The following is a 15,205-nucleotide window of genomic DNA, read 5'->3' on the forward strand; positions in this document are numbered from 1 at the left end:
CCCTCCGCGCCGCCCGGCCCGCTTCGCCGCGCGGCACCCCCTGTGCTTGCCGCAGCACCCTAACGCGCCGGACTACGGAAAGCCGATGCGCGTCAGGACGCCGGCCGCGGGGCGGTCCAGGAGCACCGCGGAGGCGCAGCCGCCCGGCAGGACGCCCTGCTCGGCGTCCCGCACCAGTCTGCCCACCGCTCTGCGGTGCCGGGCGAAGGCGTACCCCGAGACGCCCCGCCCCCGCTCCCGCTGCCCCGCCCGGGCCTCGTGGGCCGTGACGTCCAGCAGGACCAGGTGCAGGGCGCGGCCGCGGCGCCGGGCCTCGCGGGCCAGCCAGCGGCGCACCCAGGCCTGTGTGCCGCAGTCGTGGACGACGAGGCTCGCCCCGGAGCGCAGCCGGCGCCACAGCCCCGCGTAGTGCGAGACGCGGACCAGGGGGCGGTAGACCGCGTACGGCAGGAAGGCCGGCATCCGCGCGTCCCAGCGCTCGCGGGCGTCCTGGGAGTCGATGCCGAGGCCCGCGGCGGCCCGGCGGATCAGGGTGGACTTGCCGCTTCCGGGCAGTCCGGAGACGACCACCAGGTCACCGGCGGCGAAGGACAGCGTCCGGGGGCAGCGCCCGGCCCGCTCCCGCAGGTCCCGCAGGACCGGGGCGGCGGCGCGCCGCCGGGCGCGCAGGCGGGGCCGGGCGGGCCGGGCGGGCACTCCCGCGGTCGTGGCGTAGACACCGGTCCGCTGCAACGTCATCGCTTCTCCCCCTGCTCGGGCTCGGCTTCCCCGACCCTTGCCCAAGAAGTGTAAAGAAAGGGTAATGAGGCACAAGCGATTTGCCGGGGACACCCCTCGTGCAATGATGTGCGCGCCAAGAGCAGCACAGTCGTGCGACTGGCCCACAACCTCATACCGGCCGCTTGAATCCGCGCGGGAGAGTCCCGGGGCACGCCCCGGGCGCCGAAGGAGCAAGTCCCTCCCTTGAATCTCTCAGGCCCCGTACCGCGTGGATGAGGCAGATCTGAAAAGCGAGCCGCCGCGGCGGCTCCACCCAAGGTGCAAGCCGAGCCCGCCCGGGCACTCTCGGCGAACCTCTCAGGTTCCGATGACAGATGGGGAGGATCGTCCTCGCCAGCCATGTCCTGGGACCCGGGAGCCACATCCATGAGCACTGCCCCCCGTCTGACCGCCCTCGACGCCCTGCATCGTTCGCTGGGCGCGACCATGACCGACTTCGCCGGCTGGGACATGCCGCTCCGGTACGCGAGCGAGCGGGACGAGCACAACGCCGTACGCACCAGGGCGGGCCTCTTCGACCTGTCCCACATGGGTGAGATCACCGTCACCGGCCCGCAGGCGGCGGCCCTCCTCGACCACGCCCTGGTGGGCAACATCGGCTCGATCGGCCCCGGCCGGGCCCGCTACACCATGATCTGCCAGGAGGACGGCGGGATCCTCGACGACCTGATCGTCTACCGGCTGGGCGAGTCCGGCGCCCCGGAGTACATGGTCGTCGCGAACGCGGGCAACGCCCAGACGGTGCTCGACGCCCTGACCGAGCGGGCCGCCGGCTTCGACGCCGTCGTCCGCGACGACCGCGACGCGTACGCGCTGCTCGCCGTCCAGGGCCCGGAGTCCCCCGGCATCCTGAAGTCGCTCACCGACGCGGACCTCGACGGTCTGAAGTACTACGCCGGCCTGCCGGGCACCGTCGCGGGCGTGCCCGCCCTCATCGCCCGCACCGGCTACACCGGCGAGGACGGCTTCGAGCTCTTCGTCGAGCCGCTCCACGCCGAGCGGCTCTGGCAGGCGCTGACCGAGGCGGGCCGGGACGTCGGCCTGATCCCCTGCGGGCTCTCCTGCCGCGACACGCTGCGCCTGGAGGCGGGCATGCCGCTGTACGGGCACGAGCTGACCACGGGGCTGACCCCCTTCGACGCGGGGCTCGGCCGGGTGGTCAAGTTCGAGAAGGAGGGTGATTTCGTCGGCCGTGCGGCCCTGGAGGCCGCCGCCGAGCGCGCCGTCGCCAGCCCTCCGCGCAAGCTGGTCGGCCTGATCGCCGAGGGGCGCCGGGTGCCGCGCGCGGGCATGCAGGTGGTCGCGGACGGCCGGGTGATCGGCGAGGTCACCTCCGGCGCGCCCTCCCCCACGCTGGGCAGGCCGATCGCCATGGCGTACGTGGACGCGGCGCACGCCGCGCCCGGCACCCCGGGTGTCGGGGTGGACATCCGCGGTACCCACGAGCCGTACGAGGTCGTGGCGCTGCCGTTCTACAAGCGCCAGAAGTGACGTTCCGGTCCCCGGACGTGACCCCCCGCACAACAGCCCCGTTCACCAGCACTCCCCCGCGTACAGGAGAATTCAGGTCATGAGCAACCCCCAGCAGCTGCGCTACAGCAAGGAGCACGAGTGGCTGTCGGCCGCCGAGGACGGCGTGTCGACGGTCGGTATCACGGAGCACGCGGCGAACGCCCTCGGCGACGTCGTGTACGTGCAGCTCCCCGAGGTCGGCGCCACCGTGACCGCGGGCGAGACCTGTGGTGAGCTGGAGTCGACCAAGTCCGTCAGCGATCTGTACTCCCCGGTGACCGGTGAGGTCGTCGCGGCCAACCAGGACGTCGTGGACGACCCGTCGCTGGTGAACTCCGCCCCGTTCGAGGGCGGCTGGCTGTTCAAGGTGCGCGTTTCCGGCGAGCCGGAGGACCTGCTCTCCGCCGACGAGTACACCGACTTCGCCAGCTGACCAAGAGACCCGTAGGGACCGCCTGATGTCGCTTCTGAACACCCCTCTCCATGAGCTGGACCCGGACGTCGCCGCCGCCGTCGACGCCGAGCTCCACCGTCAGCAGTCCACCCTGGAAATGATCGCCTCGGAGAACTTCGCTCCGGTCGCGGTCATGGAGGCCCAGGGCTCCGTCCTCACCAACAAGTACGCCGAGGGCTACCCCGGCCGCCGCTACTACGGCGGCTGCGAGCACGTCGACGTGGCCGAGCAGTTCGCCATCGACCGCGTCAAGGACCTGTTCGGCGCGGAGTACGCGAACGTGCAGCCGCACTCCGGCGCGTCCGCGAACCAGGCCGCGCTGTTCGCGATCGCCCAGCCCGGTGACACGATCCTGGGCCTCGACCTCGCCCACGGCGGTCACCTGACGCACGGCATGCGCCTGAACTTCTCCGGCAAGCAGTTCAACGTGGTCGCCTACCACGTGGACGACGCCGGCCTGGTCGACATGGCCGAGGTCGAGCGCCTGGCCAAGGAGAACCGGCCCAAGGTGATCATCGCCGGCTGGTCGGCGTACCCGCGCCGGCTGGACTTCGCGGCGTTCCGGCGGATCGCCGACGAGGTCGGCGCGCACCTGTGGGTCGACATGGCCCACTTCGCGGGTCTCGTGGCGGCCGGTCTGCACCCCAACCCGGTCGAGTACGCGGACGTGGTCACCTCCACGACCCACAAGACGCTCGGCGGCCCGCGCGGCGGCATCATCCTCGCGAAGAAGGAGTTCGCGAAGAAGCTGAACTCCTCGGTCTTCCCCGGTTTCCAGGGCGGCCCCCTGGAGCACGTGATCGCGGCCAAGGCCGTCTCCTTCAAGATCGCGGCCTCGGAGGAGTTCAAGGAGCGCCAGCAGCGCACCCTGGACGGCGCCCGCATCCTGGCCGAGCGCCTGGTCCAGGCGGACGTCACCGAGCACGGGGTGTCCGTGCTCTCCGGCGGCACCGACGTGCACCTGGTCCTGGTCGACCTGCGCAACAGCGAGCTCGACGGCCAGCAGGCCGAGGACCGCCTCCACGAGGTCGGCATCACGGTCAACCGCAACGCCGTCCCGAACGACCCGCGGCCCCCGATGGTCACCTCGGGCCTGCGGATCGGCACGCCGGCCCTGGCGACCCGCGGTTTCGGCACGGAGGACTTCACCGAGGTCGCCGACATCATCGCCGAGACGCTGAAGCCGTCCTACGACGCCGACGCGCTGAAGGCACGGGTCACCGCCCTCGCGGCGAAGCACCCGCTTTACCCTGGTCTGTAACCTTCAAGCAGCACTACGGACACCTTCGTCCGTTAGGTACGTAACAGACTGAACTGCGGGGCACCGCGCACACTGGACAGTGAGTGCGGTGCCCCGCCTCTTGCCCCATCGCGTTGCCCCTGCACCACCCCGGCAGACAGCGACGTCTACCAACCCAAGGAGTCTCCCGTGGCCATCTCGGTCTTCGACCTGTTCTCGATCGGCATCGGCCCGTCCAGCTCCCACACGGTCGGCCCCATGCGGGCCGCCCGGATGTTCGCGCGCCGTCTGAAGAACGAGGGCCTGCTGGCCCACACCGTCTCGATACGCGCCGAGCTGTACGGCTCCCTGGGCGCCACCGGCCACGGCCACGGCACCCCGAAGGCGGTCCTGCTGGGCCTGGAGGGCGACTCTCCGCGCACGGTGGACGTCGAGACGGCGGACGAGAAGGTCGAGCGGATCAGGACCGGCGGGCGCATCAACCTGCTGGGCATGCACGAGATCGACTTCGACTTCGACGAGGACCTGGTCCTGCACCGCCGCAAGGCGCTGCCGTACCACGCCAACGGCATGACCCTGTGGGCCTACGACGCCGACGGCGCGACCCTGCTGGAGAAGACGTACTACTCGGTCGGCGGCGGCTTCGTCGTGGACGAGGACGCGGTCGGCGAGGACCGGATCAAGCTCGACGACACCGTGCTGAAGTACCCCTTCCGCACCGGCGACGAGCTGCTGCGGCTGGCGCGGGAGAGCGGACTGTCGATCTCCGCGATGATGCTGGAGAACGAGAAGGCCTGGCGCACCGAGGAGGAGATCCGCGAGGGGCTCCTGGAGATCTGGCGGGTCATGGAGGCCTGTGTATCGCGCGGCATGTCCCGCGAGGGCATCCTGCCGGGTGGGCTGAAGGTCCGCCGCCGGGCCGCGAACACCGCGCGCAAGCTGCGTTCCGAGGGCGACCCGCAGGCGCTGGCGATGGAGTGGATCACCCTCTACGCCATGGCGGTGAACGAGGAGAACGCCGCGGGCGGGCGGGTGGTGACCGCCCCGACCAACGGCGCGGCGGGCATCATCCCGGCGGTGCTGCACTACTACGTGAACTTCGCGGCCGGCTCGGCCTCCGCGGCGGAGAAGGAGGAGGGCGTGGTCCGCTTCCTGCTCGCGGCGGGCGCGATCGGCCTGCTCTTCAAGGAGAACGCCTCGATCTCCGGCGCCGAGGTCGGCTGCCAGGGAGAGGTCGGCTCGGCGTGCTCCATGGCGGCCGGGGCGCTGGCCGAGGTCCTGGGCGGCAGCCCGGAGCAGGTGGAGAACGCCGCCGAGATCGGCATGGAACACAACCTGGGCCTGACCTGCGACCCGGTCGGCGGACTGGTGCAGATCCCGTGCATCGAGCGCAACGGCATGGCCGCGGTGAAGGCCGTCACGGCCGCCCGGATGGCGATGCGCGGCGACGGCAGCCACAAGGTCTCCCTGGACAAGGTCATCAAGACCATGAAGGAGACCGGCGCGGACATGAGCGTGAAGTACAAGGAGACCGCGCGCGGCGGTCTCGCGGTGAACATCATCGAGTGCTGAGGTCCTCGGGAGCGACCGGGTACCCCTTGCGCGGGGCCGGAGCGCCGTGCGGCGGACACCGACCCCCACGGGGTCAGCGCACGCCCAGGCGCGTGCTGACCCAGTGGGGGTCGGGCACCACCGTCAGGGCCGCGGAGACGACGACCACCACCGCCAGCACCGCCAGCTCGGCGCGGGCCGGTGCGGCCGTGTCCCCGCCGCGGCGCAGCCGGCGCCGTGCGGCCACCGCGAAGGCGCTCGCCACCAGCACCAGGGCCAGCTTGGCGATCAGCACCCTGCCGTAGGCGCTCGCCGTGATCACGTCCGCGGGCAGCCGCCGCAGCGCGGAGCAGGTGCCGGTGACCGCGAGCGCCGCGTACAGCCAGGCGGCCAGCCGCGCGTACCGCAGCAGCACCTCCCGGCCGCCCCGGCGCAGCCACATCGTGCGCAGCGCGTACAGCAGGGCGCCCGCCCACAGCGAGGCGGCGATCAGATGGACGACGGTGAGGGCGGTGCCGATCTCGGGGGTGTACGGCTCGGGGTGCGCGCGCAGCGCCTCCGCGCCGATCACCAGGGCCAGCGGGGCCGGCGCCCAGAGCGGACGGCGGAAGGCGACACAGGCGGCGGCCAGGGCGAACCCGTTGGCCATGACCAGCAGCAGCCGGCCGTCCCGGGTGCCGTAGGTGGTGGCGAGGTCCAGTCCGCTCACCACGGCCAGCACGACGATCTGCCCCGCCGACGCGACGGCCCCCGTGACCGAGGCGCCCAGCGCCCAGGCCCGGGGCAGCGGCCCGGGTCCCGCCAGCCGGAGACCGGCCGACTCGCCCAGGTGCACGGCGAGGGCGGCGAAGACCAGGGCCCGCAGCGCGGTGGTCGTGCCGGCGGCGGGAATGTGCAGCTCGCCGGTGCCGCGCGCGGCCAGGGCCGCGCCGTACAGGGCGATGAACCCGGCCGTGAGCGCCCCGCCGGCGAGCAGCGCGGTCCGCTTCCAGTGGGGCGGGCCGGCGGGCCGGGCCCGCGCGTCCCGGCCGGGAGGAGTGGGGGGAGGGGTGCGGGGGCTGCTGGGGGTGGGAGGGCCGGGGAGCGTCACCGGACGATCCTCCTGGAAAGGCAACGGGCGGGCAAGTCAAGCCACTTCGGCACACTTCACCCGCGCAGGCGGCATGGTGGGTACGCGGACGGCGCCGCCCGGGTGTCCGGTCGGCGCCGTTCGGGAGCAGCGAGGCTCAGCGGGCTCAGGCCTTGCTGAGCTGCGCCCAGAACTCGTCGAAGGAGAGCAGACCGTCGCCGTTGCCGTCCTTGGAGTTGATGACGGCCTGAGCAACCGTCTCGGTGACGTTGAAGTCGCCCAGCTGGGCCATGACGCTCTTGTACTCGGCGGCAGTGATAAACCCGTCGCCGTCCACGTCGAACCGCTCGAAGGCCTTGCGCGCCGACTCGATGTCCGCCACTGGTCCACCCCATTCTTGGTGCGTTACTGATGGCGGTCAGATTATCGGCAAGGGGGCCGGGGCCTGCCCCGGGGGCCGGGACGGGGCGGGCCGGGGGCGGCTCCCGGACGGCGGGCCGCCGGCCGGCCGCAGGCGCTGTCCCCGGCGGGCCGGCCGGAGGCCCCCCGGACCGTCAGCCGCGCCAGGGCTCGTAGTACGGGTTGTCCTCGCACCCGGCCATGATCTCGGTCTTCCGCACCGTGTCGACCGGGCAGACACCGACGATGTGCTCGCGGGCGATACCGCCGGGGAAGGCGACCTCCTCCTGGTCGGCGTACTTGTGCGTGTCGCCGATGGTCCCGTTCACGTCCACACCGCCGGGAGCGTCGACGTAGTAGTTGTAGCCGCTCTTCCACTTCTTGTAGAGGTCGTGGTCGTAGGTGGTCGAAACGAACGGCGAGGGCTGGTTCACCAGCACGTACCGCTCGATGTCGTACTGGCCGTCCAGCGGCGCCTTGGGGTGGAAGCCCTCCTGGAAGATCACGGCGGGTGCGCGGTTGTCGGCGCGGTAGAGCTGCTTGCAGTCCGTCCGCCAGACGGGAGCGGGGGTGATCCGGCCGGGATCGACCCGGCGGTCCGCCGCCGCGTACAGCCGGTCGGTGACGACCGGGCAGGCGGCGGCCCGGGCCTTCGTGGTGAGCGCCGGAGCGGCGGCGGGGACGGCGTCCGGGGACGCGGCCCGCGTGGAGGCGGCGGGCGCGAGCAGGGCGGCGACGGACAGGGCGAGGGCGACGGCCCGGCGCCGCGGATGCGTGGTGATCATGGGGCCAAGAATCCCGGCGGCGCGCCGACGGATCGGGGATCCTCACCCGATCGGCGGCGTGTCAGCGGAAGATGCCGACAGACCCGAGCGCAAAGCGATAAGGCGATGAAACAACCGGCAGAGCCCATATTTATTCATGCTTTATGAGGCTCGTGGCCCACCTCACCTGCGATTCACGACTCGGACGCCCGTTTTCATCATGTACGTCGCCATAAGTTCTTTTGGCGGCAAGGCCCCCTGTCTGCCATAGTCGATGCCACGACCCCCATTGACCCGGGCCAGGTCGTCGACAGCGGTCGTGGAGACACCCCTTTTCCTCCACGGCGCTCTTCACAGAAGCCCCCGACGGCGCCGCATCCCGGCCCCAGGGGGCTTCTGCGTCATGCGCGGCGGGACGCCGCCGCGGGGCGGAGTGCGTACGGAGCGGCGGCGCGGGCCCCGCCCCCGCTCTCCTCGCGACCCGGCCGCGTCAGCGGTCGCAGACACGCATCTCGAACCAGGTGGTCTTGCCGCGCGGCAGCAGGTCCACGCCCCACCGGTCGGAGAGCTTGTCCACCAGGAAGAGCCCGCGCCCGCTGGTGTCCAGCTCGTGCACCGGCATGAGGCAGGGCAGACCGCGGGAGGGGTCGCGCACCTCGATCCGGATCCAGCCCCGGCGGCGCAGCATGCGCAGGCCGAAGACGCGCGCCCCGGTGTGCCGGACCGCGTTGCCGACGAGCTCGGAGACGAGCAGGATCGCGTGCTCGGCGATCTGCGGGGTGAGCGCCCACTGGCGCAGGACCACGCACTGCGTCAGCCGGCGGGCGGTGGCGGCGGATTCGGGCCGGGAGGGCAGCCGCACCTCCTCCTCCGTCGGGTCGCCGAACAACTCCAGCGCCTTGAGCGCCTGTTCGTCGTCCGCGGAGAGCACCCACCGCGCGGCGGTAGCGCCGCCGCGCTGCCGCGGTTGCTCTACACCTTCCAGCCCGGCCATGCCCCCCATGATGGCTGCCCGACGGGCTCCGCGTGGCCGTTCCGAGGGAATCGTTCCCCCAGAATGAAGCATTCCGGGGGCTCGTCCGGCATATGACTCCGGCAGGCCGGAGTCGCTCGGCCCGGCCTGACCTGGGGTGCGTTACCCATACGAATGAGCGGCACACACGCCCCGGTGACGCCGTTCGGCGCCACCCCGGGCCGCCTCGGGGCGGCGCCGAACCACCCGCATGGTGGACACCGGGGCGACCCGGGCCGGACGGAACGCGAACGAAAGGCCCTAGAGGAACTTGGCCTTCCCCGGACCCTCCTCCACGAAGCTGCGCATGCCGCGCTCCCGGTCCTCCGTGGCGAACAGGCCGGCGAACCAGGTCCGCTCGATGGTCAGACCGGTGTCGATGTCCGTCTCCAGGCCCGCGTCGACGGCTTCCTTGGCGGCCCGCAGGGCGAGCGCCGGCCCCTGTGCGAGCCTCGCGGCCCAGGCGTGCGCCTGCTCGTACACCTCGGCGGCCGGGACGACCCGGTCGACCAGCCCGATGGCCAGCGCCTCCTCGGCCTTCACATGGCGGCCGGTGAAGATCAGGTCCTTGGCCTTGGAGGGGCCGACCAGACGGGCCAGGCGCTGGGTGCCGCCCGCGCCGGGGATCAGGCCCAGCAGGATCTCCGGCTGGCCCAGCCTGGCGTTGTCGCCCGCGATGCGGAAGTCGGCGCAGAGCGCGAGTTCGCAGCCGCCGCCCAGCGCGTAGCCGGTGACGGCCGCGACGACGGGCTTGGGGATGCGGGCGACGGCGGTGAACGCGTCCTGGAGGGCCTTGGAGCGCACCACCATGGCGGCGTGGTCCATCGCCTGCATCTCCTTGATGTCCGCGCCCGCCGCGAACACCTTCTCGCCGCCGTACAGCACGACGGCCCGCACGTCGTCACGGCGGGCCGCCTCCTCGGCGAGCTCGCGCAGCCGGTCCTGGGTGGCGATGTCCAGCGCGTTCATCGGCGGGCGGTCCAGGCGGAGGGTGCCGACACCTTCGGAGACTTCGAGAGTGACTGTCATACGGGGCAGGTTAGCCTCCGTTAACAGAGGCGGGCCCGGCGCCGTGGGAGGTCTGGGGGTATCCCCCGGTATGTCCCCACGGCGGCGGGCCCGCGCCGGTCGCCGTCCTCGGTCGTGTCGGGAAGGTCTCGCCCTGACCCCGGCACTTACCGCAGACTTCTCAGGCGATCCACTCCGACCACGGCATGTTCCAGCCGTTGAGACCGTTGTCCGGCTTGATCTTCTTGTCCTTGGAGTTCTTCACGATCACCACGTCGCCGATGATCGAGCTGTCGTAGAACCAGGCCGCCGGGGTGGAGCCGTCACCGGCGCCGCGGGCGTCGCGCAGACCGACGCAGCCGTGGCTGACGTTGGCCGAGCCGAACGTTCCGGCGGACGCCCAGTAGTTGCCGTGCACGAAGGTGCCCGAGGTGGACAGCCGCATGGCGTGCGGGACGTCCTTGATGTCGTACTCGCCGCCGAAGCCCACGGTGGCGCCGTTCATCCGGGTCACCTTGTACTTCTCGCTGATGACCATCTCGCCGTTGTACGTCGTGGTGGACGGCGCGCCCGCGGTGATCGGGATGTTCTTGATCTGCTTGCCGTCGCGCACGACCTTCATGGTCTTCTCCTCGGCGTCCACGGTGGAGACCTGGCTGCGGCCGATGGTGAACTTCACCGTCTTGGCCTGCTTGCCGTAGACACCGGGGCGGCCCTCGACGCCGTCCAGGTTCAGCTGCACGGTCACCTTGGTGCCGGCCGCCCAGTACTTCTCCGGGCGGAAGTCGAGGCGGTCGTTGCCGAACCAGTGGCCCTCGATCCGCACGGCCGGCTCGGCCGTCACCTTGATGGCGTTCTCCACGGCCTTCGGGTTGGTGATGCCGCGGGTGAAGTTGATCGAGACCGGCATGCCCACGCCGACGGTCGAGCCGTCCTCGGGCGTGTAGTGGCCGATGAAGGTGTTCTTCGGCACAAGCGTGGTGAACGTGGTGTCCTTGGCGGACTCGCGGCCCTCGGCGTCCGTCGCGATCGCGTGCACCTTGTACTTCGTACCGCCCGCGAGGTGACCCACCGGCTCCCAGCTCGCGCCGCCGGCCGCGACCTTGCCCTCGACCGCGTTGCCCTTGGAGTCGGCGACGGTGACGGTGGTCAGCCTGCCCTTCTCGGCGGTGATCCTGAGGGCGCCGCTGGTGGCGACCGCCGCGGCACCGTCCTTGGGGGCGATGGTCACCACGGCCTGCGAGGCCGCGTTCTCCACCTTCCCCCCGTCCTTCCTGTCCTGCTCGCCCTTGCCGCTGCCGGAGCCCCCGCCCCCGCACGCCGTCACCAGCAGCAGCAAGGCTCCCAGTACCAGAGCCAGCGGCCCGGTACCCCCGCGCCTGCCGCCCGCTCCGGCCGATGCCCCCGATATCGGCTGCCCGTTCACGATGGTCCACTCCCCTCGCACCGGCCTGGCACTGCCACGGCCCGCACCCCCGCGCGCCCCACGCGCACATATCGCGCTAGATAATCACACTGCGAGCGCTGCCGAGCGGCCGCCAATGTCACCGTTCAGTTCCAAGTGAGGGGAACGGCTGCGGGCCTGCCGGGCCGGTGCGGGATCAGCGGAGGGCGGAGCCGGCCTGCCACTCCTTCCACTCCATGTTCCAGCCACCGAGCCCGTTGTCGGGAGCGACCTTCCGGTCACGGGAGTTGACGACCTCCACGACGTCCCCGATGAGCGTCCGGTCGAAGAACCAGCCCGCCGGGGACTCCGGGCTGCCGCCCTTCACGTCGCGCAGGCCCACACAGCCGTGGCTGACGTTGGCCGACCCGAACGTCGAGGAGTCCACCCAGTAGTTGCCGTGCAGGAAGGTCCCCGACTCGGTCAGGCGCATCGCGTGGGGCACGTCCTTGATGTCGTACTCGCCCTTGCCGTCCTTCTTCTTGAAACCGACCGTCGCCCCGTTCATCCGGGTCACGTCGAAGAGCTCGGTGACCACCATCCTCCCGTTGTAGGTGGTGGTCTTCGGCGCCCCCGCCGTGATCGGGAGCTTGGCCAGGACCTCTCCGTCACGCCGTACCTCCATGGTGTGCGCCTCCGCGTCGACCAGCGAGACCTGCGAGCGGCCCACGGTGAACTCGACGGACTTGTGCTGGATGCCATATACCCCCGGCGCGGCCTCGACATCCCGCAGCCTCAGATCGACGGTGACCCTGGTGCCCGGTTTCCAGTACTCGCGCGGCCGGAAGTCCAGCCGCTCCTTGCCGAACCAGTGGCCCACGACCTCCACCGGCGGCCGGGAGGTGACGCGGATCGCCCGCTCGACGGCCGCCCGGTTCTCGATGGCCCGGTTGAATCCGAAGGAGACGATCATGCCGCTTCCGACGGTGGAGCGGTTCTCCGGTTTGAAGTAGCCGATGAAGCGGTGCTCGGGGACCGCGGTGGTGAAGGTGGTGTGCCGGGCCGAACGGCGGCCGTGGCCGTCGAGGGCCACCGCGTCGACGGTGTACTTGGCCGCCAGGGTCAGCCGGGCGCCCTTCGCCGGACGCCAGCGCAGGCCGTCGCCGGAGATCGAGCCGGGCACGTCGGACGGCTGGGCGTCCTCGACCTTCCGCACCCGGACCCGCTCCAGCCGTCCGCCGGGCACCCTCACCTCGAGCGGGGTGTCGGGCGGGACGCCCTTCTCGCCGTCCTCCGGCGTCACCCGGATGGTGTCGCCGGGCGAGCGCCCCTTGCCCCCGATGTCCAGGCCGAATCCGCCCTCGCCGGCACACCCGGCCAGGCCCGCCATCAGTCCCGCCCATGCCACGGCCACGGCGATGCCGAGCCCTGCCCGATTCAGTACGTGTCTCACGATGCGCCCAACGACTGCCCCCCTCCAGGGGAAACGTCAGTACGGGTCATGTTGGGAGCGGGAGACTCCGGGCAGAACAGGTGGGAGGACCATGTGCGGGGAGCCTCGGCCGGGACGCCGCGGCCCGCGCGCGCAACACGGAGCCGGACGAGCCGCGGGAGGCCCGCAGGTGTCGAGCGCAGCCGAGCAGGAGGCGGTGCGGCGTGCGGTGCGTCACGCCGTGGACGCCGTACGCGAAGAGCGGATCGCCCCGACGGCGGAGCGGACAGGGCCGTACGGGCGACCGAGGGAGCCCGACACGCCCGGTCCCCAGGTGTGGCCCGGAGCGCCGACGCCCCTGGGCGCGCGGTTCCGGGTCGGCCCCGACGGGGTCGCCGGCACCAACTTCGCCCTGTGGGCGGGCGGGGCCGAGTCGGTCGAGCTGTGCCTCTTCGAGGAGGACGACGGCCCGGGCGGCGAGCTCCTGGAGCGGCGGCTGCCGCTGACGGAGCTGACGCACGAGATCTGGCACGGCTTCGTACCGGGCGTGCGGCCGGGGCAGCGGTACGGCTACCGGGTGCACGGCCGCTGGGACCCGTGGACGGGGGCCCGCTGGAACCCGGCCAAACTGCTGCTGGACCCGTACGCGCGGGCGGTGGACGGCGACTTCTCGCTGCCGCCCGAGGTGTACGGGCACGTACGCGACTGGCCCGAACAGCATGTCGCCGACACCGTCCGGGACACCAGGGACTCCGCCCCGTACGTCCCCAAGGGCGTGGTGGTCCACGACGACGCGCCCGACGACGAGTGGGCGGACGACCGGCGGCCGAAGACGCCGTGGGCCGACTCCGTCATCTACGAGCTGCACGTGCGCGGCTTCACCCGGCGGCACCCCGGCATCCCCCCGGAGCTGCGCGGCACCTACGCGGGGCTCGCCCATCCGGCGGCCGTCGAGCATCTGGTCCGGCTCGGGGTGACGGCGGTCGAGCTGCTGCCGGTGCACCAGTTCGCGCACGAGGACCACCTGCTGCGGCGCGGGCTGAGGAACTACTGGGGCTACAACTCGATCGGCTACTTCGCCCCGCACGCCGGTTACAGCGCCTCGGGGACGGCCGGCCAGCAGGTCGGCGAGTTCAAACGGATGGTGCAGGCGCTGCACGCCGCGGGCATCGAGGTCATCCTCGACGTGGTGTACAACCACACGGCGGAGGCAAGCGAGCTGGGGCCCATGCTGTCGCTGCGGGGCATCGACAACCGCGGCTACTACCGGCTCCAGTCCGACGCCCGCCGGTACACCGACTACACCGGGTGCGGCAACACGCTGCACGTGGTCCAGCCGCACGTGCTGCGGCTGATCACCGACTCCCTGCGCTACTGGGTCACCGAGATGGGCGTCGACGGCTTCCGCTTCGACCTGGCGGCGGCCCTGGCCCGTTCGATGCACGACGTCGACATGCTGTCCCCGTTCCTCGCGGTGATCGCCCAGGACCCGGTGCTGCGCAGGGTCAAGCTGATCGCCGAGCCCTGGGACGTGGGCAGCGGCGGCTACCAGGTGGGCGCCTTCCCGCCGCTGTGGACGGAGTGGAACGACCGTTACCGCGACGCCGTGCGCGACTTCTGGCGCGGCGCCCTGCCCGACGTGAGGGATCTGGGGTACCGGCTGTCGGGCTCCAGCGACCTGTACGCCTGGGGCGGGCGGCGGCCTTACGCCTCCATCAACTTCATCACCGCGCACGACGGATTCACCCTGCGCGACCTGGTGTCGTACGAGCGCAAGCACAACGAGGCCAACGGCGAGGGCAACCGGGACGGCACCAACGACAACCGGTCGTGGAACTGCGGCGCGGAGGGCGAGACCGACGATCCGGGGATCAACGCGCTGCGCCGCCGGCAGGTGCGCAACCTGCTCACCACGCTGCTGCTGTCGGCGGGGGTCCCGATGCTGGTCTCCGGCGACGAGATGGGCCGCACGCAGGGCGGCAACAACAACGCCTACTGCCAGGACAACGAGATCGGCTGGCTGGACTGGTCGCTCCTGGAGAGCCCGGGGCCGCGGGGGCTGTCGGAGCTGACCTCGCGTCTGCTGGCGCTGCGGCACCGCCATCCGGTGCTGCGCCGCCGCGCCTTCTTCTCCGGGCGCCCGCAGGGCGTGGACGGACTGCGGGACCTGGCCTGGTTCACCGCCGGGGGCGCGGAGATGACGGAGGGGGACTGGTACGCGCCGACCGCGACGCTCGGGTTCTACCTGTCCGGGCGGGACATCCCGGGCCGTGACGAGCGGGGCGAGCGGATCGCGGACGACAGCTTCCTGGCGATCCTCCACGCGGCGGGCGAACCGGTGGCCTTCCGCCTGCCGGGGCCGCCGTGGGGAGAGTCGTACGAACTGGTCGTGGACACCTCGCTGGAGGACCAGTCCGAGGCCCCGGGGACGGTGCACCGGGGCGGCGAGGAGGTGACCGTGGCCGCCCGCTCGGTGCTGCTGCTGCGGGTGAGGGGGTAGCCCGGGGGCGCGGCGCGCGGCGGGGCCGCACCGGAAGGCGAGCGGCCCCCGGGCGCGGAGCGCCTCCCGCGCGGTGGTCCGGTACAGGAGCTCGCCCGCC

Annotated in this window: 13 protein-coding genes and 1 riboswitch; of the genes, 5 read left to right on the forward strand and 8 right to left on the reverse strand. The window is 72.0% G+C overall.

The window, feature by feature from the left end; all coding sequences use genetic code 11:
* Nucleotides 1-72: 72 nt before the first annotated feature.
* Nucleotides 73-738 carry an AAA family ATPase gene (locus tag PUR26_RS32215; RefSeq protein WP_329877980.1) on the reverse strand — a complete coding sequence of 222 codons (666 nt, stop codon included), beginning with the start codon at nt 736-738 and terminating at the stop codon, nt 73-75.
* A 165-nt stretch (nt 739-903) separates the two neighbouring features.
* Nucleotides 904-997, forward strand: a riboswitch (glycine riboswitch).
* Between the two features lie 149 nt (nt 998-1,146).
* Here PUR26_RS32215 and gcvT point away from each other — a divergent pair.
* From gcvT to PUR26_RS32235, 4 genes are all read left to right on the forward strand, one after another.
* Nucleotides 1,147-2,271: a glycine cleavage system aminomethyltransferase GcvT gene (gene gcvT, locus PUR26_RS32220; protein WP_329877982.1), complete on the forward strand. Its 1,125-nt coding sequence runs from the start codon at nt 1,147-1,149 to the stop codon at nt 2,269-2,271.
* 79 nt (nt 2,272-2,350) lie between these two features.
* A complete protein-coding gene (gcvH, locus tag PUR26_RS32225) occupies nt 2,351-2,725 on the forward strand; it encodes a glycine cleavage system protein GcvH (RefSeq protein WP_329877984.1) in 375 nt (124 codons plus the stop codon).
* A gap of 25 nt (nt 2,726-2,750) precedes the next feature.
* Nucleotides 2,751-4,007 (forward strand): serine hydroxymethyltransferase, encoded by a 1,257-nt coding sequence (gene glyA, locus PUR26_RS32230; RefSeq protein ID WP_329877986.1) that lies wholly within the window; start codon nt 2,751-2,753, stop codon nt 4,005-4,007.
* 168 nt (nt 4,008-4,175) lie between these two features.
* Entirely contained in the window at nt 4,176-5,558 is a 1,383-nt protein-coding gene (locus PUR26_RS32235) for an L-serine ammonia-lyase (RefSeq protein WP_329877988.1), read from the forward strand.
* A gap of 73 nt (nt 5,559-5,631) precedes the next feature.
* On the opposite strand, the gene PUR26_RS32240 is transcribed toward PUR26_RS32235, so the two are convergent.
* The 7 genes from PUR26_RS32240 to PUR26_RS32270 all read right to left on the reverse strand — a co-directional run bounded on the left by PUR26_RS32240 (nt 5,632) and on the right by PUR26_RS32270 (nt 12,626).
* Nucleotides 5,632-6,627, reverse strand: coding sequence for a CopD family protein (locus PUR26_RS32240; RefSeq protein WP_443077241.1), 996 nt, complete (start codon nt 6,625-6,627; stop codon nt 5,632-5,634).
* A 145-nt stretch (nt 6,628-6,772) separates the two neighbouring features.
* Nucleotides 6,773-6,988 carry an EF-hand domain-containing protein gene (locus tag PUR26_RS32245; protein ID WP_329877990.1) on the reverse strand — a complete coding sequence of 72 codons (216 nt, stop codon included), beginning with the start codon at nt 6,986-6,988 and terminating at the stop codon, nt 6,773-6,775.
* 172 nt (nt 6,989-7,160) lie between these two features.
* Complete coding sequence (locus PUR26_RS32250; protein WP_329877992.1) at nt 7,161-7,790, reverse strand: ADP-ribosyltransferase; 630 nt, start codon at nt 7,788-7,790, stop codon at nt 7,161-7,163.
* 469 nt (nt 7,791-8,259) lie between these two features.
* Nucleotides 8,260-8,763: an ATP-binding protein gene (locus PUR26_RS32255; protein ID WP_329877994.1), complete on the reverse strand. Its 504-nt coding sequence runs from the start codon at nt 8,761-8,763 to the stop codon at nt 8,260-8,262.
* 279 nt (nt 8,764-9,042) lie between these two features.
* Nucleotides 9,043-9,810, reverse strand: coding sequence for an enoyl-CoA hydratase/isomerase family protein (locus tag PUR26_RS32260; RefSeq protein WP_329877996.1), 768 nt, complete (start codon nt 9,808-9,810; stop codon nt 9,043-9,045).
* A 160-nt stretch (nt 9,811-9,970) separates the two neighbouring features.
* Nucleotides 9,971-11,215 carry a L,D-transpeptidase gene (locus PUR26_RS32265; RefSeq protein WP_329877998.1) on the reverse strand — a complete coding sequence of 415 codons (1,245 nt, stop codon included), beginning with the start codon at nt 11,213-11,215 and terminating at the stop codon, nt 9,971-9,973.
* A 175-nt stretch (nt 11,216-11,390) separates the two neighbouring features.
* Complete coding sequence (locus PUR26_RS32270) at nt 11,391-12,626, reverse strand: L,D-transpeptidase (RefSeq protein ID WP_329878000.1); 1,236 nt, start codon at nt 12,624-12,626, stop codon at nt 11,391-11,393.
* A gap of 169 nt (nt 12,627-12,795) precedes the next feature.
* On the opposite strand from PUR26_RS32270, the gene glgX reads away from it, so the two are divergent.
* Nucleotides 12,796-15,105, forward strand: a complete 2,310-nt coding sequence (glgX, locus tag PUR26_RS32275) for a glycogen debranching protein GlgX (protein ID WP_443077242.1) — start codon at nt 12,796-12,798, stop codon at nt 15,103-15,105.
* Nucleotides 15,106-15,205 lie beyond the last annotated feature (100 nt).

This window comes from Streptomyces sp. SP18CS02 (assembly GCF_036322365.1).
GTDB lineage: Bacteria > Actinomycetota > Actinomycetes > Streptomycetales > Streptomycetaceae > Streptomyces.

Coding starts and splice junctions, on each gene's coding strand:
- PUR26_RS32215 (WP_329877980.1), bottom strand. CDS start 738: ATGACGTTGCAGCGGACCGGTGTCTACGCCACGACCGCGGGAGTGCCC.
- PUR26_RS32260 (WP_329877996.1), bottom strand. CDS start 9,810: ATGACAGTCACTCTCGAAGTCTCCGAAGGTGTCGGCACCCTCCGCCTG.
- PUR26_RS32250 (WP_329877992.1), bottom strand. CDS start 7,790: ATGATCACCACGCATCCGCGGCGCCGGGCCGTCGCCCTCGCCCTGTCC.
- PUR26_RS32255 (WP_329877994.1), bottom strand. CDS start 8,763: ATGGCCGGGCTGGAAGGTGTAGAGCAACCGCGGCAGCGCGGCGGCGCT.
- gcvT (WP_329877982.1), top strand. CDS start 1,147: ATGAGCACTGCCCCCCGTCTGACCGCCCTCGACGCCCTGCATCGTTCG.
- glyA (WP_329877986.1), top strand. CDS start 2,751: ATGTCGCTTCTGAACACCCCTCTCCATGAGCTGGACCCGGACGTCGCC.
- gcvH (WP_329877984.1), top strand. CDS start 2,351: ATGAGCAACCCCCAGCAGCTGCGCTACAGCAAGGAGCACGAGTGGCTG.